We start from the raw sequence: 23824 nt of genomic DNA, 5'->3' as shown, positions 1-23824 counted from the left end.
GGGGCGACATTCTCACGGGATCCGGTCAGCGCAGGTGCCGGCCGTCAGCGACGTCGATGTACGACGATCCGCCCGCCGTCCTTCGGGGTGTATGCAACTCCGCGGCCGTGCCACGCCTCGTCGGGCGCGGTGGTGGTCTCGATGGTGAACTGACGCAACACCGTTCGCAAGACCACATCCATTTCCATGTTGGCGAAGGCTGCCCCGACACAACGGCGGGTCCCGCCGCCGAACGGGATCCATGCGAATGCCGACGGCTTGCCTCCGATGAAGCGCTGCGGGTCGAAGCGATCCGGGTCAGGGAAGACGTCGGGATCGCTGTGGATATGGGCGATGTTGACGATGATCGAATCCCCTTGGGGGATCGCCCACTCGCCGAGCTGGTAAACGGGTGGATAGACCCGGCGAGCCGCAAAGTCGATCACCGTCCTGACCCGCTGCACTTCCAGGATCGCCGCTTGACGAAGCTCGTCACCGCCGGAATCGACCTCCTCGACCAGGTCCGCCATCACCTCGCTGTGGCGACTCAACCGCTCGAACGCCCAGCCCAGCGTGGACGCGGTGGTTTCATGGCCAGCGGCGAGCAGGGTCAGCAGCTCGTCACCAATATCCTTGCGCGACATCACCGAACCGTCGTCGTAGGTGCTGCGCAGCATCAGCGCGAGCACGTCGGTCCGATCGGCAAAGTCGGGATCCGCGCGTTCGGCGTCAATCAGCTTGTCGACCACGAGGTCGTACTGGCGCCGCCATTCGGCCAACCGGCCCCACGGGCTGTAGCGGCCATAGTTCCATTTGGGTTTCGGGATCGCGGCCAGGCGCGAGCCCAGCGTGACCCACGGCGGAAGGATCCGGCGCAGCTCATCGAGTTCGGCGCCGTCGGCACCAAAGACCGCCCGCAGGATGGCGTTGAGCGTGATGTGCATCATCGAGGGCAGCGTGGCGAACGGCCGGCCTTCCGGCCAGTTGGCGGTCTCGCGCAGGGTCTCTTCTTCGATGATGGTCTCGTAGTTCTTCATGCTCTTGCCGTGGAACGGCGGCGCCAACAGCCGGCGCCGGCGCCGGTGATCCTCGCCATCGAGCCCGAACACCGAGCCAGAGCCGAACATCCGACTCAGATTGGGCTGGATGTTGCCCAGTTCGTCCGGGCTGGTGGTGAACACCTGCTTGGCTAGCTGCTGCTCGCCGACCACGACGACTCGGCCGTACATCGGCATATTGACCGTGAAGGTCGTACCGTACTTGCGCACCAGCCGCCGCATCAGCCACCGTCGCGCCATCGCGAAGGCCAGGCCCTGGAACAACTTCGGCCCACGGACCGCCGCGGGCAATCTGACAGCGGGCGGCGCAGGTGCGGCGCTGATGACTTCGCTCATGGCGTGCTCCCAAATTTGGCCCCGAGACGGGTGGTACCACGGTGTACCGTTTGGCCTTTCCTGGTACGGTACTCTGTGGTACCAAGCTTTGACAAGGTTCTGTATTCACCCGAAGGGTGCACCCGCCATGACACCAGGGACAGCAGTTGCTGGCGGCTCGGTTCTCGACGGCCCCCCAGCCAACCGTGAACCGTTCCGGCTACGCCTGCTCGACGGCCTGGCCACCTCGATCGGTGAGCGGGGCTACCGCTCCACCACCGTCGCCGACATCGTTCGCCACGCTCGAACCTCGAAGCGCACCTTCTACGACCAGTTCAGCAGCAAGGAACAGTGCTTTCTGGAACTGTTGCGGGCCGATACCGAGAATCTCGCCATGACCATCCGGGAGGCGGTCGATCCCGAGGCTGACTGGCGCCACCAGATTCGGCAAGCGGTCGAGGCCTATGTCGGCTACATCGAGGCTCGCCCGGCCATCACGTTGAGCTGGATCCGAGAACTCCCCTCACTCGGTGCTGCTGCTCGTCCCGTCCAGGGCCAAGGACTGCACCTGCTGACCAATCTGCTGGTGAGTCTCAGCTCCAGCCCAGGGTTTCAACGGGCCGATCTGCCACCGATAACGGCACCGCTGGCCGTGATCTTGCTGGGAGGTCTGCGGGAGTTGGCGGCGCTCGCCGTCGAAGATCAACGCGACGTTCGGGAAATCGTCGAACCGGCGGTGGATGCATCGATCGCACTGCTCGGCCCGCGATACTAGGTTCTCCTTCGGACCGTCGGCGAGGCCCCGGTGCCAAGCTCGCCCCAGCGGGCGGTACCCCCATCAGCAGACCCGCGCCTCTCGGGCGGACGGCCCGAATCGTCGCCGGGCTGGCCCCAATTCGCCCACTCCTCATCGGGCCTACGGCCCGAATCGTCGCCGGGCTAGCCCCAATTCGCCCACTCCTCATCGGGCCTACGGCCCGAATCGTCGCCGGGCTAGCCCCAATTCGCCCACTCCTCATCGGGCCTACGGCCCGAATCGTCGCCGGGCTAGCATCAATTCCCAAACTGTCGACTATTGGAGGTCTGCCATGCGGCTATCGACCCGGAACCAACTCACAGGCATCATCACCGAGGTCGAACTCGGCAACGTGATGGCGATTGTGAAGGTTCGGCTCGACGGCGGCGACCAGATCGTCACATCCTCGGTAACCAAGGACGCCGCAGTCGACCTCGGCCTTGCCGTCGGTCAGCCCGCCACGGTGTACGTGAAGTCGACGGCGGTGACGATCGGCGTCGAGTGACGACTCCTAGGGCCACACCCGCCTTGTGAGTACCAGCCGATACACACAGAAAGCCACACCGAAGGCTCGTGGATATCGCGACCCCGGGGTCTAGGTCTCGGTGTTGAGGAACCACCGAAGCCGGTCCAGCACCAGCTCCGGTCGCTGCTCGACAATCCAGTGGCCGACGCCATCGACCAGTTCGAACTCAAAATCGGCAGCGTGGGAGGCATAGTCTGCAAAAAGGTCTGGCGTGATCACCGGATCACCGGTGCCATGCAGCCATCGCACCGGGACATCGACGCGGGCATCGTCGTACTCGCCGAGCATCCAGCGCATTGCCTCACCGGTCTGAAATGTGCGATACCACCGAGAACCGGCCACTGCGTGCCCGGGTTGACGCATGCGCTCGACGTACAGGCGAACATCGTCCTCGGACACCGTGAAGCCATCACCGACCCAGGACGCGAGCAGGCGGAAGTAGCGGGCCTTGGGATCGCTGATCAGGCGGGGGCCGATCACCGGCAGCGACATGGGAATCTGGTACCACATTCGCCACAGGTTTCGCACCATGCGCAAATCACGCTTCATCCACGGCGCCACCGTGTTCAGGCCAAAGAACCCGGTCACCTTTTCCGGATGTCGCAGCATCATAATGAACGCGACCGGGCCGCCCCAGTCGTGGGCAACGAGCTTCACTGTTGCGACGCCGAGATGGTCCAGCACGGCCGCTAGATCTTCTGCCATCTCGGTTTTGGTGTATCGGCAGCGTGGCGCCGAGCTCCACCCCGCGCCGCGCAGGTCGGGGCACAGCACCCGATAGCCGTCGGCGGCGAGCGGACCAATCAGCTCACGCCACTCCCACCAGTTCTCCGGGAAGCCGTGAACCAACATCACCGCTGGCCCATCGGCCGGGCCAGCATCGGCCACGTGGATGGTGACACCGTCAGCGACATCGACAAAACGGTGTTCGACGCCTGCCAAGGCGGGCAATGTAGTCATGCTTCGTTAAGGTAGCGGCTCACGGCCGACCTATGCCAGGTACCGCATGACGTCCGGGATCAAGCGTTCACCGAGTATCCAGATCCGGCCTGAACATCTCGCCAGTGTTTATGGTCGCAAGCGGGCTGGGTTGGTGTCCGAGCGCCCACGACCGCGCCGAGTCAGCGGGGACCGGTTTCGCAGACGAGTTCGATGGCCCGTCCCAACGTGTTCAGCTTGGCAGCCAAGGTCTCGCCCGCGGGATAGAGCCGCACGGTGTTCACACCTGCGTCGTGCCACACCGAAAGCCGCGTCCGGACCATCTCCTCAGTCCCGATCAGGGTGGTGGCCAGTACCATCTCGTCGGTGACCAGCCCGGCAGCGGCCTCCCGGTCGCCTCGTTGCCAGCGCTCACGCACGGCGGCTGCCACCTCGGTCCAACCCTGCCGGCTATAGGCCTGGTTGTAGTAGTTGGTGCTCGCCGACCCCATCCCGCCAAGGCTGAAGGCGAGCTCTTTCTTGCGATCGGCAACCATGGCGCGCAGTTCATCTTCGTCGGAAGCGAATGCGACTTCGGCACCTTGGCAAATGTCGATATCGGCGCGACTGCGACCCGCGGCGGCCAGCCCCTCGTCGAGGTGTGCGAAGTACGCGTCCGCAGCTCCTTCTGGAACGAAGCTGGTGCCCAGCCAGCCGTCGGCGATCGCGCCCGTCAGCCGCAGCATTGCCGGCGACATAGCGGCCAGATAGATCGGGATGGGATGCTCGGACCGAATGGACACCCGCATCGGCACCGCCTCACTATCCGGCCGAGGAATGCGAAACTCCTTGCCGGAGTAAGAGATTTTTCCTCCGGCGAACACCTCTCGCACGATGTCGACGGTCTCTCGGACCCGAGCTACCGGCCGGTTGAACGCAATTCCATGCAGACCCTCGATCACCTGCGGGCCGGAGGCGCCCAAGCCGAGCAAGAACCGCCCGGACGAGAGGTTGGACAGCGTGATCGCGGTCTGGGCCACCAGTGTTGGCGACCTTGTGCCGATCTGCAGGACACCGGACCCCAAGAGCATCCGGTGCGTCCTCGCGGCGATGTAGCCCAAGGCCGACGGCGCATCTGCTCCCCATGCCTCCGCGACCCAACAGGCGTCGAGACCCAGCTTTTCAGCCTCGACAACGAACTCACCAACATCCGGTCCACCCGACAATTCGACGGTTGTCGCGGTTCGCATCACTGAACCCCAGGTTCGTCCAGCCGCGCGATCACGGAGATGACACTCCATGCACTGGGCGGCTCGACGTCGATGGACGTCGAGCCTGATGGTGTTGAGGTGGCCGTGTTTCGCGAGCCAGTCCAGTTCATGGGCCCATTGTGCTCTGCCGCGCTAGGCAGTGCGCCCTATGCGGCAGCAGCGAGTGGCGCGACGTTGGTCGCCGAAGCGGTCCCGGGAAAGGTCAGCTTGACAATCTTACGGACGACGGTGCCGAACTGGCGCAGCAGTGGGCCGCGGTTGTACGGGATGCCATAGCGTTCACAGATCTCTTGCACTTCGGGCGCGATGTCGGCGTAGCGGCGAGCCGGCACGTCCGGAAACAAGTGGTGTTCGATCTGGTGCGAGAGGTTGCCGGACAGCAAGTGGAAGAGCCTGCCTCCGGTCAAATTCGCCGAACCCAGGACCTGGCGGAAGTACCACATCCCTCGCGACTCATCCCGGGCCTCCTCGACGGTGAATTCCTGCGTACCGTCCGGGAAGTGGCCGCAGAAGATGATCATGTAGGACCACACGTTGCGCATCAGGTTGGCAGAGAGATTGCCGGTGAAGACGAACGGCGCAATCGGCCCGGCCAGCAGCGGGTAGGCGACGTAGTCCTTCAACGTCTGCCTACGCGTCTTCGTCCAGATCGCCCGAAGAACCTCACGCTTGTCGGCGAGCCTGATCTCGCGGCCACGGATGCGTTCGGTTTCCAGCTCATGCAACGCAACGCCGTACTGGAACAGCACCATCAACAAGAACGCGTAGAGCGGGTTACCCAGGAAGTATGGTTCCCAGGGCTGATCTGCACTCATCCGCAGGATGCCGTAGCCGATGTCGCGGTCCATCCCGACGATGTTCGTGTGGGTGTGGTGCATGTAGTTGTGCGAGTGCCGCCATTGGTCGGCCGGGCATGCGGTGTCCCATTCAAACGAACGGCCGGAGATAGCGGGGTCCCCCATCCAGTCGTACTGGCCGTGCATGACGTTGTGACCGATCTCCATGTTGTCCAGGATCTTCGACAGGCCGAGCATCGCGGTGCCGGCCAGCCAGGCCGGCGGCAGCACACCGGCGAACAACAGAGCGCGTCCACCGACTTCGAGCGCACGCTGGGTCTTGATGACCCGGCGGATGTAGGCGGCGTCCTCGTCGCCGAGGTCGGCAATGACGCGTTCCCTGATGGCGTCGAGCTCACGACCAAGCGCGTCGGCTTGTTCTGGGGTAAGGCTGATCTTGTTCTGTGACATAACATTTCCTCTCAAGAAGTTGGGTGCATCGGCGGCAGCGCAGGCAGCTATTCCGCGAAGGCACCTACAGGGCCATATCAACGTCGCCGACGGGCACAGATACGCAGATCTGGACGTCCTGGTCGGGTTGGGTCGACACCGCCCCGGTGATCACGTTGCGCACGGTGCCGGCGGTCTTCCGCCGCGTGCACGTGTGGCAGATACCCATCCGGCATCCATGCTGCGGCCTCAAACCAGCTGATTCAGCTTGTTCCAGCAAGGAGCGGCCGTCATCGACAACGTCAATACCGCTGCCTGCGAATGTTATTCGGCCGCCGGTGGGATTCGCCCGCGACCGGGAGACGGGAGGCGCGAAACTCTCGGAGCGCACATCATCGCAGTGTTCCCGCACCGCCTCGACCAAAGAATTTGGGCCACAAACGAACACCACATCCGGCGACGACATCGCCGCGGCAAGATGCTCCGCACCGAACCGGCCGAGTAGGTCGCCGTCGCCCGACCGGGTGTAGCCGTGCAAGACCCGCACTCGGGGCATAGCGGCGAGCTCATCGCGATAGCAGGCCTCCGCCGGACTCGGCGCGTAGTGAACAAAGGCGATCTCGGCACCACGGGTTTGGGTATGACCCTCGGCGACCAGGGTACGCAGCATCGCCATGACGGGCGTGATGCCGCTGCCACCGGACACGAACAGGATCCGGCGCGGACGTCGCGCGGGAAGGACGAAGTCCCCACCGACACCGGCCAGGCCAACCACCATGCCGCGGTACGCGTGGTCGTTGAGGTGAGTCGAGACCAGCCCGCCGTCGTGGCGACCGATCGTCAGCTCGAGATGGGAGCGGCCTTCTGCGTTTGCCGGCGAGTAGCACCGGGTGTGCCGACGCCCGTCGATCTCGACAGTGAGGTTGACGTACTGACCCGCTTTGACGGTGTTGCGAGAAACGAACGCAGCGTTGGGCGCGAGCGTCAGGGTGACGCTGCGCGGCGTCGTCCGCCGCACGTCGACGACCTTGGCCCGGGCCTCGCCCAAGGTCCATGTCGGGGTCACCAGCTCGGTGTAGCGGTCTACGCCATGGGGACCGGTGAGCAGATCAACCAGATCGGAACCCAACACGCGCTGGGCGAGCGCCCGAGGAAGAGTTTGAGTGAACATATGTACACTAATACGTCTTCCAATGGGGGTGGTCAAGGGAAAAGCGCCGGTATGTGCTACGGTTCACATAGTGAACGGTCGTACTCCCAGCACACACTCGCGGCGATCTGGCCACGATCGCCGCCAAAAGAGCCCCTCGCGCGAGCAACGCAAGGAGGCGACGCGGCGCGCCATCATTGCCGCCGCACTCAAACTGCTCAACGACCGCAGCTTCAGCGGCTTGAGCCTGCGCGAGGTCACCCGGGAAGCCGGGATCGTGCCCGCCGCTTTCTACCGTCACTTCGAGTCCATGGAAGCGCTAGGCCTGGTCCTGATCGACGAATCGTTTCGTAGCCTGCGCGATACTTTGCGGGGGGCGCGCTCCGGCAAGCTCGACCCGAACCGCGTGATCGAGTCGTCGGTCGAAATCTTGGTCGCCAGTGTCGCCGACCGGCGTGAGCATTGGCGCTTCATTGTCCGCGAACGCTCTACCGGGCTCAGCGTGTTGCGCTACGCCATCCGCACCGAGATCCGACTTCTCACCAGCGAACTGGCCACTGACTTGGCCCGGTTCCCTCGGCTGAATTCGTGGAGCACCGAGGATCTCAACGTTCTGGCAACCCTATTCGTCAACGCGATGATCGTGACCGCCGAGGCAATCGAGGATGCCCAGGGCGCCGAGGCGTTAGAGGAGATCCGGCGGATCGCCGTCAAGCAGCTGCGGATGATCGCTATCGGTGTCGCCGGGTGGAAGAGCCGATCCTGAACACCTGTTGGGCGCGCGCGGCGTCCGATACGCGGCTTGCCGGCTGGGTGCTCCGCCGCCGTGTTTCTAAAAGCCCCTGACCTCGGGACCAGCTCTACACGCAGCAGTCCGCGGCAGCCGAGCCCGCGATAGCTCTGCGCTCGAGCCTCAGCTGCGCCGGCCTATGACGGCGTGGACAGCGTTCTGCGCCGTAGCTACGCACCTGGCGTCCTGTCATCGTGTTTGCCGACTCGGCCGGCGGTGTTGGTGCCGTCGGCGTTATGACGTGGCGCGGCTGTTGCCCGACGAGCTGCTTGCACCGCTGGGGGCAACGCCACCACGACCGCGCTACCGGGGTTCGCGCCACATGGGCCATATCGACGGCCCACAGTGCGGCAGCACGATCTCACCGGTCACGGTGAATCCGAAACGCTCGTAATAGGGCACATTTTCGGGCTTGCTGGATTCGAGGTAGGCCGGGCAGTGTTCGGCATCGCAGCGATCCAACCGTGATCGCATCAAGGCCTGACCAAAGCCTCGCCCACGTACCGCCGGGTCGCTGCCGATGGCAGCCAGATACCAGTGGGGTTCTTCCGGATGTGCTTGCTTCATCGCTTCCTGAACGGCACGTCCAATGCCCGCCCGGAAGCCGAGCACACGGAAATATGCGGGGGCCATTGCCAGTTGCCCCCGGCGTGTTTCCCGCCACTGATTTGGGGGGTCCCACAGCGCGGCCGCACCGATGCCCGACCCGGCGCACGCGACCTCAACGCCACCCAGCGCAAGGTGGTGGTGGCGGGTCATCGTGGCAAACATCCGACACAGACGGTTCCTACGGGTCTTGCTGTCAGGAAGCAACCACAGCATCACCGGGTCGTCGAAAAACGCACTGGCCATGGTGCGCGATAGCTCTCGGACATCGCCCCGCTGCGCTGGGCGTACGGCCGGGGTGACCTGAGTCATGAACCTCCTTCGATTGCCCTGCCAGTAGGGTAATTGCTCGGGGTTGCCGCTGCAGGACCGCCGTGTTGAACGACATGACTTGCCGTACCGTCCGCACCTCAGTGGAGCGCGGTCAACCCGTTCTACCTGCAGATCGCGACATCACATCTACGATGGATTGGCTCCATCAATCTATGGCGGCGCAATGACGCGTCGGGGAACGGTTGGCGACGGTGTGGGACTTCGAAACGGACCCGGAATATCAGGCGAAGCTGGACTGGGTTGAGAAATTCATGGTCGACGAGCTCGAGCCGCTCGATCTGGTCTCCCTCAATCCCTATGACAAGAAGAACGCCGAGACAATGGCCGTTTTGCGGCCATTGCAGCAGCAGGTCAAAGACCAGGGGTTGTGGGCCGCCCACTTGCGACCTGAACTTGGCGGGCAAGGTTTCGGCCAGGTCAAACTCGCGCTGCTCAATGAGATCCTCGGGCGCTCCCGATGGGCGCCATCGGTGTTCGGTTGTCAGGCGCCGGACTCGGGCAACGCAGAGATCCTGGCAGTATTCGGCACGGACGACCAAAAGGCGCGCTACCTGCAGCCGCTGCTGGACGGCGAAATCACCTCGTGTTACTCGATGACTGAACCCCAGGGTGGGTCTGATCCCGGCCTATTCGTTACCGCCGCTACCCGGGATGGCGACCACTGGATTATCAACGGGGAGAAGTGGTTTTCCACCAACGCCAAGCACGCGTCGTTCTTCATCGTCATGGCCGTCACCAATGCCGAAGCCCATACCTACGAAAAGATGTCGCTGTTCATCGTGCCCGCGGAAACGCCCGGTATCGAGATCGTGCGCAATGTCGGTGTGGGGACCGAGTCAGGGAAGCACGCAAGCCATGGCTACGTCCGCTACAACGATGTGCGTGTGCCGGCCGATCATGTGCTGGGGGGCGAAGGGCAGGCGTTCATGATCGCACAGACCCGGCTCGGCGGCGGCCGCATCCACCACGCAATGCGGACGATCGCATTGGCACGCAGGGCATTCGACATGATGTGCGAACGTGCGATTTCGCGGCAGACTCGGCATGGGCGGCTCAGCGACCTTCAGATGACCCAGGAGAAGATCGCTGACAGTTGGATCCAGATCGAGCAGTTCCGGCTGCTGGTACTGCGCACCGCTTGGCTGATCGACAAGCACCAGGACTACCAGAAGGTTCGGCGCGACATCGCGGCCGTTAAGGTCGCCATGCCTCAGGTGCTGCACGACGTTGTGCAGCGGGCCATGCATCTCCACGGTGCGCTCGGCGTCTCCGACGAGATGCCGTTCGTCAAGATGATGGTGGCCGCCGAATCATTGGCCATTGCCGACGGTGCCACCGAGCTGCACAAGATGACGGTAGCTCGTCGTACATTGCGTGAATACCAGCCGGTGACAACTCTTTTCCCGTCCCAACACATCCCGACCCGGCGCGCGGATGCCGAGGCCCGGCTGGCCGAACAGCTAGAGCACTCGATCGCTGAATACTGAACTACGCCTGCCGCCGCATTTTCCGGAAATCCTAGCCGCAGTTGACGTTTAGCGGCATGGTGCCCAAACCGTCAAGAGATGAAGCGGACGACGCTCTCTGCCACGCATGCCGGCTTAGCCGACCCATCAATCTCCACCGTGGTCGCCATCGTGGCCTGCACTGCACCATCGCCGAGGTCCTCGACGGCGGCCACCGTGCTGGTGGCACGCACCCTGGAGCCGACCGGAACCGGCGCCGGGAAACGAACTTTATTGAGGCCGTAGTTGATTGCGAGCTTGATCCCGTTGACCCGGTAGATCTGCTGCTGCAGCCGCGGCAACAGTGCCAGCGTCATGAAGCCATGGGCAATGGTCTTGCCGAACGGACCCGCAGCCGCGCGCTCCGGATCGACATGGATCCATTGGTGGTCGCCGGTCGCATCGGCAAACAGATTGACGTCCTGCTGAGTGATGGTCACCCAGTCGCTGTGCCCGATAGTCTCGCCCACAGCGGCGGCGAGGTCAGCAACCGACTCGAAGGCGCGCATAGGTCTCTCCTCTGGTCCTGGGTCAGCATAGAAGAACCCCTCGGCGGGGCCGATGCCAGGCCGACTCTCAATCGTTAGCCAACCGCGACGTCCTTTTGCGGCCGTGACAGCCAGACCGCGCCTTGCCGCTGTGTTTCACTCGCCCAGAACAGATTCGATCGCTCCTGGCGGCAACCTAGCGACAGATGAAAGTTGGGATGGGTAGAAGCTATGAAGTTCGGTGAAAAGTTTCGCGGCGCAGCGGCAAAGGTGCCGCATCGGCTGACTATCGCGGTCGTCGGGGCTGCCCTGCTTTGCGGCCTAATTGGTGCCGTCGGCAGCTCGGCGACCGCCGGGGCGTTCTCCAAGCCGGGTCTGCCGGTGGAATACCTACAGGTGCCGTCGCCGTCCATGGGCCGCGACATCAAAGTGCAGTTCCAGGGCGGCGGACCGAACGCGGTCTACCTGCTCGACGGTCTGCGAGCGCAGGAAGACTACAACGGTTGGGACATCAATACGCCGGCCTTCGAGGAGTACTACGAATCGGGGCTTTCGGTAGTCATGCCGGTCGGCGGTCAGTCCAGCTTCTACACCGACTGGTACCAGCCTTCACAGGGCAACGGACAGGGTTACACCTACAAGTGGGAGACATTCCTGACCAGGGAGATGCCCCTCTGGCTTCAGGCCAATAAAGGCGTTACCCCGACCGACAATGCGGCAGTTGGACTTTCGATGTCCGGTGGTTCCGCGCTGATCCTGGCCGCCTACTACCCACGGCAGTTCCCCTACGCCGCGTCGCTGTCGGGCTTCCTCAACCCGTCGGAAGGCTGGTGGCCGACGTTGATTGGTCTGGCGATGAACGACTCGGGCGGCTACAACGCGAACAGCATGTGGGGCCCGTCCTCCGACCCGGCCTGGAAGCGCAACGACCCCATGCTTCAGATTCCCCGCCTGGTTGCCAACAACACCCGGATTTGGCTCTACTGCGGTAACGGCACGCCCAGCGACCTCGGCGGCGACAACATGCCCGCAAAGTTCCTCGAAGGCCTGACACTGCGCACCAACGAGACCTTCCGCGACACCTACGCGGCAACGGGTGGGCGCAACGGGGTGTTCAACTTCCCGACTAATGGAACCCACTCATGGCCCTACTGGAACCAGCAGCTGGTGGCCATGAAGCCCGACATGCAGCGGGTGCTCAACCGCGCCACGGTCGGAGCCACTCCGCTTGTGGAACAGCCTCAGCCAACAGAACAACCTCAGTAAATATCAGCCAGCATCGGCAGCAGCGCAACGGCCAGCGCTGCTGCCGATGCTTCTTCTGGCACCCTCGCGGGGTTGTTCTTCGCGGGCACCACGCCGTAGCCGATCGCATAGGGCGACCTGTCTGGGTCAGCTCCCCGCGCGCGACGAGGAGGTCTCGCGTTAGGGACGCTTCTGCGACGCGGGCTCCTTCAACAGAGCCCGCCGATCGGAATGGAAGTACGTGTAGGCCGTTGTCGCCGCACATACGGTCGTGGCAGCCGCGAGCATCTGGGTTCCGCTGACCACCAGGCTGATGACTCCGCCCACCGTGGCGCCCAACACGAAGCTGGCGAACACCAGAAAATAGCCGAGCCAGTCCGCAGCCTTTCCGCCCGCGATGTGCCGTTCGATCCCCTGCCCCATCTTGACCAGGGTGCCGGTCACGTAACTCAAGGGGACCGACACTTCGCCATCTTTGACGAACGACGTGTTCAACGAGCCGATGCCGAAGGCAACGAGCACGATCGGCAAGAAATCAAGCTGGCCTTCGTCCCATCCGCCGATGAGGATGTCGAGCGCGGTTGCCCCCATCAGACCGAAGGTGGTGAGCACGGTAGGGCCGTGGGGATGGTCCACCCAGAAATGCCGCCGGCAGACCGAGGCGGTCACCACTCCGGCGACGAAGCACAGAATGATCAGCCCCGCGGCAATCGATAGCCACACATCGTGGCGGAAGTACCCCAACACCGCGCGCTGAGCATTCCCGGTCATAAACGTCACGAAGTAGCCGGCCGAGTGGGTAAAAGCCGCAGCTCCCAGCACCCCCGCAAGCCCGGCCAACAACCACGACAACCTTGCTTCGCTGTCAAAAATCTCATTTCCCACAACGACAATGCTTGCAGATGTTCGCCGCGGGTGCAGAAACGAGGTCCAGGGTCAGGCACTCGTCAGGCGTGCGATCGACCGCAGCGGCACGGGCAACCACCCTGGCCGGTGCCGGGCCTCGTAGCCCACCTCATAGACCGCCTTATCAAGTTCGTAGGCGTTGAGCAGCAACGTAAAGTCTCGCGGATCGGTTCCGGACGCAGCGGCGTAGCCATCGCAGAACGCACCGCGATTGCGCTCAACCCATTCGCGGGCACGGGCGGCCCGCTGCTTGTCCGCGGTCTGGTCCACCAGCGGCCCGTAGGCCGCATACTCCAAGGACCGCAGCACCCCCGCGACGTCGCGCAATGGGGAATCCGGTGCCCGCCGCTGGTCCGAGGGCTGGCCGGGCTCCCCTTCAAAGTCGATCAGCACCCAGGTTTCCGGGGTCCGCAGCACCTGACCCAGGTGTAAGTCACCGTGCACCCGCTGGACGGTGATGGTCTCGGTCGCCAGCTTCTGGAACCGCTGTTCGATCGTTGCCGTGAACTCGCCCAATTCGGGCACCATCGCCACCGTTGCCGACAACCGCGCCAGCATATGGTCGACTGGGAAGGCTGCCGGTGCGGTTCCGAGGCTGTCAGCCAGCGTCGCGTGAACGGACGCGACAGCCTCGCCGAGCCGGTACGACTCGCCCGCGAAGTCACCACCGACCTCGTGGGCATACAGGTCGCCCTCCGCGAAAAGGTCACGAACGCTGGCGGTCGCCATCGCCCAGCCTTCAGCCGCATTGGCCTCATAGTCGGTCGCCATACCAAGCGGCCACACCACATCGTCGGGTAGCGAAGCATCGGGGTCTTCGGGGTCTTCGGGGTCTTTAATGGCTATGTCGTAGCTGCCAAGCAGCCGGGCCACATGCGGGTTGCCCGCGCGGGCGAGCACTCGGCCGAGTTCGATATCGGGGTTGATGCCCCTGCTGACGCGGCGAAACACCTTGAGGATGACCCGGCGATCGAAGATCACACTGGTGTTGCTCTGTTCGGCGTCGAAGACCCGTGGTTGCGAGTCGGGTGGCAGGTCGACCTCGGGCTCACTGGTGAACGTCACCACACCGGCCGCCGAAGCACGCGAGGCCGACGCGGCGATCAGCGACAGCAGAAATTGCGGCTCATCCAGGTCATACAGCGCGTCGAAACCGGTGTGATCATCGGCAGAGCCGATGGTGGCCTTCGCGGTGTATTCGGAGAGCGGTTCGGAATCCCACCCGACGATCACCTGGTAGCGCTCGGCGGAACCATCGGTATAGGCGACGTCGACCAGCACCAGGTCGAGCCCATCTCGCAGCGAGACCACGACGCCAGGCTCTGCGGTAGCCAGTTCACGACTGCGTCCGGCATACCACCGCTGCTGCGGGAGCCATTCGGACCATGGCAGCTTTTCCGGCGGGGTCATCGGCGCCACTCCTCCTCAGCGCTGCGCGCTGCATCGTCGCCGGCGGGGGTCATCGGCGCCACTCCTCCTCAGCGCTGCGCGCTGCATCGTCGCCGGCGGGAGTCACTGCCCCTCCCCCAATGCGGACAACTGGAACCAGTAGAACCCATGTCCCGGAAGTGTCAGCAGATAGGGCAGGTGGCCGATCCGTGGAAATCGCACCTGCCCTGTGAGCTCTATCGGCGTGTAGTCGTTCCAGTGCTCCAGGCTCAGCTCTATCGGCTGCGGGAACCGCGACAGGTTGTTTACACACAGCACCGTGTCACCGTCAACGCCGGCCACCTGCCGCACATAAGCCAATACCGACGGGTTGGACCCACCTAACTCCTCGAACGTCCCGACCGCAAACGCGGCGTGGCGACGTCGGACCGCCAGCATGGTCCGGGTGAAATTGAGCAGCGATGTTGACGTGTCGCGTTGCGCCTCGACGTTGACCGCTTGGTACCCGTAGACCGGGTCCTGACTGGGCGGCAGGTAGAGCCGGCCCGGGTTCGCCGTCGAGAAGCCCGCGTTGCGGTCCGGTGTCCATTGCATTGGCGTACGCACCCCGTCGCGATCGCCCAACCAGATAACATCGCCCATACCGATCTCGTCGCCGTAGTAGAGCACCGGCGAGCCGGGCAACGACAACAGGAGCGCAGCGAACAACTTGATCTGGTTGCGATCGTTGTCCAGCAGTGGCGAAAGCCGACGACGGATTCCGACGTTCGCTTTCATCCGCGGATCCTTGGCATATTCGGCATACATGTAATCGCGCTCTTCGTCGGAGACCATTTCCAAGGTCAACTCGTCGTGGTTCCGCAAGAAAATGCCCCATTGAGCCATGTCGGGGATTGGCGGTGTCTGGGCAATGATCTCTGATATCGGAAATCGAGACTCCCTGCGCACGGCCATAAAGATGCGCGGCATCAGCGGGAAGTGGAACGCCATGTGGCATTCGTCGCCGCCGGTGTTGGGATCACCGAAATACTCGACGACATCGCCCGGCCACTGATTGGCTTCGGCCAACAACACGCGGCCCGGAAACTCGTCATCCACCACCTTTCGGACCCGCTTGAGGAACGCGTGCGTTTCCGGCAGGTTCTCGCAATTTGTGCCTTCACGCTCAAACAAGTAGGGCACCGCGTCCAGGCGAAACCCGTCGATGCCCAGGCCCAGCCAAAAGCGAATGACATCGATCATCGCCTCCTGCACAGCCGGGTTGTCATAGTTCAGGTCCGGCTGATGGGAGAAGAACCGGTGCCAGTAGAACTGGCGACGGATCGGATCGAACGTCCAGTTCGACTCCTCGCTGTCGACAAAGATGATCCGGGCGTCGGTGTACTTCTCGCTGGTGTCGCTCCAGACGTAATAATCACCATACGGTCCGTCGGGATCGCGTCGAGACTCCTGGAACCACGAATGCGACTCGGACGTGTGATTCATCACCAGATCGGTGATGACTCGGATTCCCCGGCGGTGGGCCGCGTCGACGAGGGCAACGAAATCATCGACGGTGCCGAATTCGGGAAGCACCTTGTAGAAGTCGCGGATGTCGTAGCCGCCGTCCCGCAGCGGTGAATCGTAGAACGGCGGCAGCCAGATGCAGTCGATGCCCAGCCAGTGCAGGTAGTCCAGGCGGTCCAACAGTCCGCGCAGATCACCGGAACCGTCCGCATTGGCGTCGAAGAAGGCCCGGACGAGGACTTCATAGAAGACCGCGTGCTTGAACCACGTCGGATCAGCCGGGAGCGCGGCCGCGTTGCCGAAGTCCGCAGCATTCGGGTGCTCGACCACGCCTCCTTCGACGTGACTGCCCGCCGCGGGATCGTGCTCGACGGAACCCGGTACGTCGTTCATCAACTCCACGATGCCACGGTTATCCGCCGCGGAACTCTAGGCGCCGCACGCCGATTCGAGGCTAGCCGCCGGCGTGCTCATCGATGGTCCGGATCCGCCAGCGGTCAGGCCGGCGGACCCTGAGCCAACGTGACGTCGGCGGTATGGGTGGCGCCCGACTTGGATCGCCAGGTCAGCGAGATAGTGTCCCCGGGATGATGCGCATTGAGCGCATCGGCCATCGCGGCCGCCGAGTTGATCGGCTTGCCATTAACGGCGGTGACCACATCGCCGTTGTAGATCCCGAGCGCCGACGCGGGAGCATTACCCACGACGCGCTGGACGCTCGCACCGTTGCCGTTGTTGTCGACGACGCCCAGACCAAGGAACGCCGTGGGCCCAATATGGACGGTTGGCGACCCGGCGCCGGATCGGATCTGGCCAGCGATCCCCATCGCGCGACCGATCGGGATGGCAAAGCCCTGTCCACCCTGGGAGAGCTGGAAGTTGTCGGAAGCGGCCGTGTTGATGCCGACTACCTGCCCCATGCTGTTGACGGTGGGCCCGCCCGAGTCCCCTGGCTGGATGGCGGCATCGAACTGGATCAGCCCACTGAGCGTCTCCACAATTCCGGTCAAGGCGTCCGACGCCTCGACCGTCTGACCGACCGCGACCACATGGCCCGGCACGGCCCGAGGCGTGCCGCCCTGACCACCGGAGTTGCCCATCGCGACGATGGGCTCACCGACCGACACACCGCCACCGATCGCGGCGGCCGGCAGACCAGCGGCTCCGCGCAGCTGTAGCACCGCGATGTCCTGGGTGCGGTCATAGCCGACGACGTCGACACCGTAGTTCTGGCCGGTGCCCACGCTGAATGCACTGATTTCGGTGGCGCCGGAGATTACGTGGTTGTTGGTCAGCACGACACCACTGGGATCGATCACGATGCCAGTGCCGGCACCGATGGCGTTGTTGTAACCCAGTCTGGTGTCGATGTTGACCACCTGCGGTCCCACCTGGGCGACCATCGCCGACGGGTCGAGCGGCGGCGCCGGGTACTCGGCGAACCGATCGAGCGCAAAGGTGACCGGCGCCGCATGCGCCAGTGGCAGCGTCGTGACCAGGCTGAACCCAACGACCGATCCAATGACGGCTAGCACGCCGATCAACCACGACCACCGTGTAGCTCGGTGGTGCGATTCGCTCATCCCATAACCTCCTGCATCGGCATAAGCATCGAATTGTCCCAGCAGTAGGCTCTGGGCAGCACGCATTTGTCTCCATCACCGTAACTCAAAACAGCCACCTCAGACGGCCGTCATAACCCAAATTCCGGCGGATCCTGCGCGGATTTCGCTAAACCCGCGCGATGGGCCGTGCTGGGCATAGTGAGATGGTGACTGATATCACCGACCATGTCGACAAGTGTCAAGTCGCGATAGACGAAACGCCACTGCCCGTCGACATCTTCGAAGCGGTCGTGGTAACGGCCGGCGACGATGGTCTGCAGGGGAAACTGTTCCGTCTGCTGCAGAACCGAGTAATAGCTTCGACAAACTGCGGTAGCGCCGTCGACCTCGATGATCGGATTGGTGACCACGTGTTTGGTTCGTGGCGTCCCATCCGGATACAGCACGATCAGCGACTTCCAGATCCCCAGCAACCGGTCCGCACCGATCGTCTCGCCGCCGGGGTCTGGGCCGCCAACCCGGAGGCGGGCATGCGCGAAGAGGGCCGCGGCACCCGCCAGATCGCCGGTGTCGATGCATTCGGCGTACCGATAGAGGAGGTTAGTGATCTGCGTCTCCGCCAACATGCCGCAAAGTTAGCGCGCGAACCGACCGTGGGCACAGACCGGCTCCTAAGCTGATTTGGTGGGGCAATTCGATCCGAAAGCGATGTTCAACCAGTCACCGGTGGCGCGGCTGGCCACCATCACGCCCGGCGGCAAACCGCACCTGGTCCCAGTGGTGTTCGCCGTCGGCGATGACCTCGGCGACGCCGCCGGTGAAGCCGTCATCTATACAGCTGTCGACGCGAAGCCGAAGACGACGCAGCGGCTGCGCCGCCTCACCAACATCGAGAACAATCCCCACGTCAGCGTGCTCGTCGACCACTACACCGATAACTGGACACAGTTGTGGTGGATCCGGGCTGACGGGCTGGCAACGATATACCGCGATGGCGAGGCAGCACGTGCGGGATACCGCCTACTGCGCACCAAATATAGTCAGTACCAAAGTGTTTCGTTGAGCGGACCGGTTATTGCGGTCGCCGTGAGCAAGTGGACCAGCTGGCACGCCTAACCCGAGACCGGCGATCGGCACCTGTCCACCAACGCGATCGGACGTACCAGTCGAGCCCGCGGGCGATAGCGGCATGCCCAGGCGGTGCACACCGGTCCGCCTGACCCTTGTGCTGAGCCGCGGTTGGGGGAAAGGTTGGGCTACTGCGTCCTGTGGGCTGGAAGACACCGCGTTCGGGAGTAGGCGGACAACCCCGGGCAGAACTGGAGGAACGTCATGGCCGACAGAGCGACTGCTTCCCAGGGCGCGGGGACCGCTCCCACCGCGGACGGACCCGACACCGTTCGCAACGTCGTTCTGGTAGGGCCCTCAGGGGGCGGCAAGACCACCTTCGTCGAGGCTCTGCTCGTCGCTGCTGGAGTGTTATCCAGACCGGGTTCGGTCGTCGACGGCACCACCGTATGCGATTCCGACGAGGCGGAAATCAGACAACAGCGTTCGGTGAACCTTGCGGTCGCCTCGTTGTCACACGACGGCATCAAGGTCAACCTGATTGACACCCCCGGGTATGCCGACTTCGTCGGCGAGCTGCGAGCGGGACTGCGAGCCGCCGATTGTGCGCTGTTCGTGATCGCGGCAAACGAAGGTGTTGACGAGCCCACCAAGTCTCTGTGGCAAGAGTGCAGCCAGGTGGGCATGCCGCGGTGCGTGGTGATCACCAAACTCGACCATGCCCGGGCGAATTATTCGGAGGCACTGACAGCCGCGCAAGACGCGTTCGGCGACAAGGTTCTGCCGCTGTACTTGCCGATCACTGACGGCCTTATTGGATTGCTGTCACAGACGCAGTACGAGTATGAGCGCGGCGCGCGCACCACGCGATCGCCAGACCCGTCGGACGCCGACCGGATCGATGAGGCGCGCGGAGTCCTGATCGAAGGAATCATCGAGGAGTCCGAAGACGAGTCCCTGATGGAGCGCTACCTGGGCGGCGAAGCGATCGAGGAATCCGTGCTGATCGAAGACCTGGAGAAAGCCGTCGCCCGGGGCTCGTTCTTCCCGGTGATTCCGGTGTGCAGCAACACCGGTGTCGGCACCATCGAGTTGTTGGAGATCGCGACTCGCGGATTCCCGTCCCCGATGGAACACCCACTGCCGGAGGTCTTTACCCCGCAGGGTGCTCCCCATGCAGAGTTGGCCTGTGACGTCGACGCGCCGCTGCTGGCGGAGGTAGTGAAGACGACGTCGGACCCGTATGTGGGCCGCGTCAGCTTGGTACGCGTCTTCTCCGGAACCATCAAGCCCGACGCGACAGTTCATGTGTCAGGACATTTCTCATCCTTTTTTGGGGGGCCTGAAGGCAATGGCGGCGGGGCCGCTCACTCGCACCCCGACCACGACGAAGATGAGCGCATCGGAGTCTTGTCGTTCCCACTCGGCAAGCAGCAGCGCCCAGCCCCGGCCGTCGTGGCAGGCGACATCTGCGCAATCGGCAAATTGAGCCGGGCCGAAACCGGCGACACACTCTCGGACAAGTCCGAACCCCTGGTGCTCAAACCCTGGACGATGCCCGAACCGCTGCTGCCCATCGCCATTGAGGCACACGCCAAGGCCGACGAGGACAAGCTGTCGGTCGGGTTGGGCCGGTTAGCGGCCGAGGACCCAACGCTGCGGATCGAACAGAATCAAGAGACCCATCAGATCGTGCTGTGGTGTATGGGCGAGACCCATGCCGGCGTTGTCCTCGACGCGTTAGCCAACCGATATGGCGTCACCGTAGACACGATGGAGCTGCGGGTGCCCCTGCGGGAAACGTTCGCCGGCAAGGCGAAAGGCCGCGGCCGCCACATCAAACAGTCCGGCGGACATGGCCAATACGGGGTGTGCGATATCGAGGTGGAGCCGCTCCCGGAGGGCTCCGGGTTCGAGTTCGTCGACAAGGTGGTCGGCGGGGCGGTGCCGCGAAACTACATCCCGAGTGTGGAGAAAGGTGTCCGCGCACAGATGGAGAAAGGGGTGCACGCCGGGTATCCGGTAGTCGACATCCGTGTGACGCTGTTCGACGGCAAGGCCCACAGCGTCGACTCGTCGGACTTCGCGTTTCAAGCGGCGGGTGCGCTTGCGTTGCGCGAGGCGGCGGCGGCGACGCGGGTCACCTTGCTCGAGCCGCTCGACGAAGTCTCAATCCTCGTGCCTGACAACTACGTCGGCGCGGTGTTGGGTGACCTCTCCAGTCGTCGCGGTCGCGTATCGGGCACCGAGACCGCCGGAAACGAGCGCACGTTGGTCAGGGCGGAGGTTCCCCAGGTAGAACTGACTCGGTATGCGATCGACTTGCGTTCACTGGCGCACGGCGCCGCATCGTTCACCCGTACGTTTATTCGCTACGAACCAATGCCGGAATCCGCGGCCACCCGCGTGAAGACATCGGCGTGATAGCGCCGTTGAACACGGCCTGAACGCCACCATCATGTCGACCATCAACGGACTTCCCGCTCATATACTGTTGAACCACTTCGTGATTGTCCTAGGCCCGCTGGCAGCGATCCTGGCCATGCTCTGTGCGCTGTGGCCGGCAGCGCGGCAGCGACTGATCTGGCCGGTCCTTTTTTTGTCGGTGGTTGCCCTGATCCTGACCCCGCTGACCACGAATGCGGGAACCTGGTTAGCCGGGCAGATCGGCACCACCCCCGCCATCGAGACCCACATAGAACTCGGCGAGACCCTCGTCTACATGATGGCGGCGCTGGTCGCTACCGTCGCCTTGCTTGTGGCTCTCCACATCCAACAATCACGCGGGCGCACAGTGAAACTCGCCGTGCACGCACTGATCGTCGGGTTGGTGATCACCGCCGCCGCCGCCACACTGGTCCAGACGTACCGCGTCGGTGAATCGGGTGCGCGGGCGGCCTGGGGAGGAATCACGGCCTCAGCTATGTGACTGCTGCGGCTGTCGGCCGAACAGTTCGGCGACCGCGCGGCGATCGAGCGAACCTTTCGCGGTGTGGGGTAGCTCGCCTGCTTCCTGGAAGCTAGCCGGAATCTCGAAGGCCGCCAACCGGTCCCGGCAGAATTCCTGAAGCTCCTCCAGGGTAGGCGATGCGGCTGCTCGGGGCACGATCACTGCGGCGACAGACTCCCCGTAGATCGGGTCCGGAACACCGAACACGGCTACCTCCATGACGCCAGGATGGCCGGCTAGTGCACCCTCGACGCGTTCGGGTGAGATCTTTTCGCCACCGCGGTTGATGAGTTCTTTGATCCTGCCGCGGATACTCAGCTCGCCGGCCTTCGACAGAGTCCCCAGATCGCCGGTGCGCAACCAACCGTTCGTGAAATTCGCGGCGGTTATCGCCGGATCGCCGAGGTAGCCGCGCACTACGGTCGCGCCACGCAGCCAGATCTCCCCGATCGCGCCTGCTGGTTGGGTCACTCCATCCGATCCCACGATGGCGACCTGTGGACCCGTCGAATGGCCTACGAGACCTGGTGACAGCGCCAGGCTTGCACCACTCGCCGGGTTTGCGCCGTCTCGGCTCCCCTCGATGCCTGTCGTGGTCACCTGGTGGGTGGCCTCGGTCATGCCGAAAGCCGACAGCACCGGAGCGGAAAACTCCCTTTGCAGGGCAAGGACAGTTTCCGCGGTGAGCGGCGCGCTGCAACTGCGGATGAAACGCAGGGATGCACGCTTCGCCCGGGCGGGTTCGGAGCCCGACTCGGATCGCAGGCGCTCCAGCAGGATTTGGTGAATCGTCGGCACCGCCGTGTACCAGGTGGCCCCAACGGCGTCCATGTCGTCGGCGAAGGTGCGCGCCGAGAACCGGCCGCCCGCGGGCAGCAGCACCGCGCCTCCGGACGCCAGAGTGGACAGCAACGCAGCGATCAACCCGTGGCCGTGGTAGAGCGGCATCACGGCCACTGTCGCGTCCTGCGGCCCCAGCCGGTACTCGGCGATGATGGCGCGCACGGAGGTGGCGATGTTTGCGTGGGTCCAGGGGACCATCTTGGGCGACCCCGTCGTCCCGCCGGTGAACATGATCATGGCGTCGTCTGCCCGGAGTCCGTCGGGCGTCGACGTGACCGGGTGTGGTTCGGTGACCGGGCCGAGATGGACAGACAGCGGGCTGTCCGCGGCGCTACCGTCGGGGCCGACCCTGACAGCGACCGGCCAGCTCCGGATCGACGGCTCTTCCCCATCGTCCCTTGCGGCGCCGTCCACGAGCAGTGCCCGTGCTCCCGCCGCCTGGCAGCGGGCACCCTGCTCGTGGACCGGCAAGGCCGGGTCCAACGGGACAACCACCAGATGTGCCCGTGACGCCGCCAGGAGGGCGATGACGAATTCGGCATTGCTGCCTGCACGCAAGGCCACCCGGTCGCCTGGCCGCAGGCCCGCGGCCACCAGCTGCCCGGCCAGGTCATCGGCGAGACGGACCATGTCGCGGTAGGCGATCGGCGTGCGCTCAGCGGCGACGATGAGCGCCGGCGCCTCCGGCACCCCGGCTGCCGCCGCCTCCACCAGGTCGGCGATGCGCGGGCCGCGCGATGCGGGCGTCTCGGGGGACCGGTACGCCTCGATCTGGTGAGTCACCGCCTGGCCACTGTTGGTCGGGTTCGGTGTCATTGTGTGCGCTCCCTTCAAGCATCCGGGGTTCGAGATTGGCACCCCGTCAGCACGATGCCGGGACGCAGCGGGCGACGTCCAATACCGTTCCGCTAACGGTCAATAGGCACTGCCTATCGACCCGGGTCGATACGGCCGTGAGCGGCGGGAACGCGCGGACCAAGCGGAGCTGCATTGGCTCAGGTATCAGGCGCGCAGGTAGGGCACGCCGGCAGGTGGGCCGGTGTACGCCCGGCGGGCCACCAGCAGACCCAGGGACGATCGTGCCTTCGCGCTTGGTGGATGGCGGTAAGGCACGCGACGTCCTCAGCGGGTTCGGAGGCCTCGAAGCCAGCATGGTTCGGCCGCACCGAGTAGTTGTCAGACGTTGGCCAATGCGCCACCGCGTGGCCACGGCAAGGACCGTTGCGCAATCACGCACCTTGGCCATGGTTTTTTCCGCACGACCGGAATCGGGCGTGCTATAGCCTCCGTCGCAATTGACCGTCCCGGGTCGCTGGTCTGCAACCGTGTCGGGCTGATAATCGCCGATCAACACACGTGCTAGGTCAGTACCGCAATGTGCGGCGTAAAGT

Annotated in this window: 21 protein-coding genes; 8 read left to right on the top strand and 13 right to left on the bottom strand. The window is 64.1% G+C overall.

All coding sequences use genetic code 11. The annotated features are described in order from the left end of the window. Positions 1–44: 44 nt before the first annotated feature. Entirely contained in the window at positions 45–1373 is a 1329-nt protein-coding gene (locus F6B93_RS01290) for a cytochrome P450 (RefSeq protein ID WP_211697363.1), read from the bottom strand. A gap of 127 nt (positions 1374–1500) precedes the next feature. Between F6B93_RS01290 and F6B93_RS01285 the strand changes: the two genes are divergently transcribed. Both F6B93_RS01285 and F6B93_RS01280 read left to right on the top strand, forming a co-directional pair. Further along, a complete protein-coding gene (locus F6B93_RS01285) occupies positions 1501–2127 on the top strand; it encodes a TetR/AcrR family transcriptional regulator (protein ID WP_211697361.1) in 627 nt (208 codons plus the stop codon). Positions 2128–2440: 313 nt separating this feature from the next. After that, positions 2441–2653, top strand: coding sequence for a TOBE domain-containing protein (locus F6B93_RS01280; protein WP_211697359.1), 213 nt, complete (start codon positions 2441–2443; stop codon positions 2651–2653). Between the two features lie 90 nt (positions 2654–2743). Here F6B93_RS01280 and F6B93_RS01275 read toward each other — a convergent pair whose 3' ends face one another. From F6B93_RS01275 to F6B93_RS01260, 4 genes are all read right to left on the bottom strand, one after another. Then, the gene (locus F6B93_RS01275; RefSeq protein ID WP_211697357.1) at positions 2744–3634 is read right to left on the bottom strand and encodes an alpha/beta fold hydrolase; all 891 of its coding nucleotides are present in this window, start codon (positions 3632–3634) and stop codon (positions 2744–2746) included. Between the two features lie 161 nt (positions 3635–3795). After that, positions 3796–4842, bottom strand: a complete 1047-nt coding sequence (locus F6B93_RS01270) for an LLM class flavin-dependent oxidoreductase (RefSeq protein ID WP_211697356.1) — start codon at positions 4840–4842, stop codon at positions 3796–3798. A gap of 167 nt (positions 4843–5009) precedes the next feature. After that, a complete protein-coding gene (locus F6B93_RS01265) occupies positions 5010–6110 on the bottom strand; it encodes a fatty acid desaturase family protein (protein WP_211697354.1) in 1101 nt (366 codons plus the stop codon). Positions 6111–6174: 64 nt separating this feature from the next. Next, positions 6175–7260, bottom strand: a complete 1086-nt coding sequence (locus F6B93_RS01260) for a ferredoxin reductase (protein WP_211697352.1) — start codon at positions 7258–7260, stop codon at positions 6175–6177. A 70-nt stretch (positions 7261–7330) separates the two neighbouring features. Between F6B93_RS01260 and F6B93_RS01255 the strand changes: the two genes are divergently transcribed. Then, a complete protein-coding gene (locus F6B93_RS01255) occupies positions 7331–8005 on the top strand; it encodes a TetR family transcriptional regulator (RefSeq protein WP_246540959.1) in 675 nt (224 codons plus the stop codon). Between the two features lie 327 nt (positions 8006–8332). On the opposite strand, the gene F6B93_RS01250 is transcribed toward F6B93_RS01255, so the two are convergent. Next, positions 8333–8947: a GNAT family N-acetyltransferase gene (locus tag F6B93_RS01250; protein ID WP_211697348.1), complete on the bottom strand. Its 615-nt coding sequence runs from the start codon at positions 8945–8947 to the stop codon at positions 8333–8335. A gap of 212 nt (positions 8948–9159) precedes the next feature. On the opposite strand from F6B93_RS01250, the gene F6B93_RS01245 reads away from it, so the two are divergent. Next, positions 9160–10455, top strand: coding sequence for an acyl-CoA dehydrogenase family protein (locus F6B93_RS01245; RefSeq protein WP_211697346.1), 1296 nt, complete (start codon positions 9160–9162; stop codon positions 10453–10455). Positions 10456–10526: 71 nt separating this feature from the next. Here the strand turns inward: F6B93_RS01245 and F6B93_RS01240 are convergent, their stop codons facing one another. Beyond that, positions 10527–10982 carry a MaoC family dehydratase gene (locus F6B93_RS01240; protein WP_211697344.1) on the bottom strand — a complete coding sequence of 152 codons (456 nt, stop codon included), beginning with the start codon at positions 10980–10982 and terminating at the stop codon, positions 10527–10529. A 210-nt stretch (positions 10983–11192) separates the two neighbouring features. On the opposite strand from F6B93_RS01240, the gene ag85C reads away from it, so the two are divergent. Next, positions 11193–12227 (top strand): diacylglycerol acyltransferase/mycolyltransferase Ag85C, encoded by a 1035-nt coding sequence (gene ag85C / locus F6B93_RS01235; RefSeq protein ID WP_211697342.1) that lies wholly within the window; start codon positions 11193–11195, stop codon positions 12225–12227. A gap of 159 nt (positions 12228–12386) precedes the next feature. On the opposite strand, the gene F6B93_RS01230 is transcribed toward ag85C, so the two are convergent. The 5 genes from F6B93_RS01230 to F6B93_RS01210 form a co-directional block, all read right to left on the bottom strand. Then, positions 12387–13091: a YoaK family protein gene (locus tag F6B93_RS01230; RefSeq protein WP_211697340.1), complete on the bottom strand. Its 705-nt coding sequence runs from the start codon at positions 13089–13091 to the stop codon at positions 12387–12389. Positions 13092–13142: 51 nt separating this feature from the next. After that, a complete protein-coding gene (locus tag F6B93_RS01225) occupies positions 13143–14522 on the bottom strand; it encodes a maltokinase N-terminal cap-like domain-containing protein (protein WP_211697338.1) in 1380 nt (459 codons plus the stop codon). 102 nt (positions 14523–14624) lie between these two features. After that, a complete protein-coding gene (gene treS, locus F6B93_RS01220) occupies positions 14625–16400 on the bottom strand; it encodes a maltose alpha-D-glucosyltransferase (RefSeq protein WP_211697336.1) in 1776 nt (591 codons plus the stop codon). 104 nt (positions 16401–16504) lie between these two features. Then, entirely contained in the window at positions 16505–17590 is a 1086-nt protein-coding gene (locus tag F6B93_RS01215; protein ID WP_211697334.1) for a S1C family serine protease, read from the bottom strand. Positions 17591–17700: 110 nt separating this feature from the next. Beyond that, the gene (locus F6B93_RS01210) at positions 17701–18198 is read right to left on the bottom strand and encodes a nuclear transport factor 2 family protein (protein WP_211697332.1); all 498 of its coding nucleotides are present in this window, start codon (positions 18196–18198) and stop codon (positions 17701–17703) included. A 58-nt stretch (positions 18199–18256) separates the two neighbouring features. On the opposite strand from F6B93_RS01210, the gene F6B93_RS01205 reads away from it, so the two are divergent. The 3 genes from F6B93_RS01205 (at position 18257) to F6B93_RS01195 (ending at position 21569) form a co-directional block, all read left to right on the top strand. Then, positions 18257–18688, top strand: a complete 432-nt coding sequence (locus F6B93_RS01205) for a TIGR03668 family PPOX class F420-dependent oxidoreductase (protein ID WP_211697330.1) — start codon at positions 18257–18259, stop codon at positions 18686–18688. A gap of 216 nt (positions 18689–18904) precedes the next feature. Beyond that, on the top strand, positions 18905–21064 hold the full coding sequence (locus tag F6B93_RS01200) for an elongation factor G-like protein EF-G2 (RefSeq protein ID WP_211697328.1): 2160 nt from the start codon (positions 18905–18907) through the stop codon (positions 21062–21064). Between the two features lie 34 nt (positions 21065–21098). Then, on the top strand, positions 21099–21569 hold the full coding sequence (locus tag F6B93_RS01195) for a DUF2231 domain-containing protein (protein ID WP_211697326.1): 471 nt from the start codon (positions 21099–21101) through the stop codon (positions 21567–21569). On the opposite strand, the gene F6B93_RS01190 is transcribed toward F6B93_RS01195, so the two are convergent. Then, positions 21558–23249, bottom strand: coding sequence for a FadD7 family fatty acid--CoA ligase (locus F6B93_RS01190; protein WP_211697324.1), 1692 nt, complete (start codon positions 23247–23249; stop codon positions 21558–21560). The genes F6B93_RS01195 and F6B93_RS01190 overlap by 12 nt on opposite strands. Positions 23250–23824 lie beyond the last annotated feature (575 nt).

The organism is Mycobacterium spongiae, assembly GCF_018278905.1.
Lineage (GTDB): Bacteria > Actinomycetota > Actinomycetes > Mycobacteriales > Mycobacteriaceae > Mycobacterium > Mycobacterium spongiae.
This window is presented reverse-complemented; position numbering and strand designations above follow the sequence as displayed.